This is a genomic window from Streptomyces sp. LBL, assembly GCF_029893585.1.
Taxonomy (GTDB): Bacteria; Actinomycetota; Actinomycetes; order Streptomycetales; family Streptomycetaceae; genus Streptomyces.
The window spans coordinates 1-1,353 of record NZ_JARXYX010000092.1; the positions used below are offsets into that span (position 1 = coordinate 1).

The following is a 1,353-nucleotide window of genomic DNA, read 5'->3' on the forward strand; positions in this document are numbered from 1 at the left end:
GAGGTACGGCGACTGAGACAGCGGATCTTCAAGGCCGCGCAGGAAGAGGACTGGCCCAAGGTCAGGAATCTTCAGAAGCTCATGCTACGGAGCCACTCCAACACGCTCACCAGCGTGAGACGCGTGACTCAGCTGAGCACTGGCCGCAAGACCGCCGGCGTCGACAGGAAGAAGGCTGTCACGCCCGGGGCCCGTTGGAACCTTGCAACAGAGGTCCATCAGGCCGAAAAGCCATGGCGTGCCATGCCGGTTAAGCGGGTGTACATCCCGAAGAGCAATGGGAGACAACGACCACTAGGGATTCCCACCATCCGAGACCGAGCCATGCAGGCTCGCGTCAAGAATGCGTTGGAACCCGAGTGGGAGGCTCGTTTCGAACCCCGGTCGTACGGTTTTCGACCGGGGAGGGGCTGTCACGACGCCATCGAGGCAATTTTCGGGGCAACGGCACGCAAGAACGCCAAACGCCTCTGGGTCCTGGATGCGGATCTATCAGCGGCATTCGATCGCATCGACCACCCACGTCTGATGGACGCGGTCGGGGGATTCCCCGGCCGCAGCCTCATTCGGGCATGGTTGAAAGCCGGTGTGGTCGAACAAGGGCGGTTCACGCCGACCGAGGAGGGAACTCCACAAGGCGGAGTGATCAGCCCGCTGCTGATGAACGTGGCACTCCACGGGATAGAAAAGGCGGCAGGGTGCCGGTACTGGGGAACCGAGGCGAAGTCCTACGAGCCGAAGGCAGCCCCTGGGACACCGATCCTGATCCGGTACGCAGACGATTTCGTGGTCATGTGCCACAGCAAGTCGGAGGCGGAGCGGGTCAAGGAGAAACTGTCAGAGTGGCTGGAGCCGAGAGGACTAAGGTTCAACGAAGAAAAGACCCGGATCACCCACGTGGAGAACGGGTTTGACTTCCTCGGCTTCAACATCCGTCGCTACGACGGAAAGCTACTTATCAAACCGAGTGCCGATGCCGTCAAGAGAATCCGGCAGACCCTGCGCACAGAAGTGAAGGGGCTTTACGGCTCCAACACGGCAGGTGTGTTGAGGGTGCTGACCCCCATCATCCGAGGGTGGTCGGCGTACTACCGGAAGGCGGTCTCCTCGCGAGTATTTGCCAGCCTCGACCACTACTTGTGGAAGTTGCTGTGGGAATGGTCCCGAAGAAGCCACCCGAGGAAGTCGAGAGTCTGGGTTGCCAACAGACACTTCGGCAGGTTCAACGAGTCCAGAAATGACAGATGGGTTTTCGGGGATCGCAACAGTGGTGCCTACCTTCCATATTTCAAATGGACGAAAATCGTCCGCCACGTACAAGTGAAGGGCGCGGCGTCTCCTGACGACCCATCC

The 1,353-nt window shown here is 60.0% G+C and carries 1 protein-coding gene; it reads left to right on the plus strand.

Annotated elements, in window-relative coordinates; all coding sequences use genetic code 11:
* Window positions 1-1,353, plus strand: a 1,353-nt coding sequence (ltrA, locus tag M2271_RS42410) for a group II intron reverse transcriptase/maturase (RefSeq protein ID WP_280892813.1), incomplete at both ends; no start/stop codon positions are given.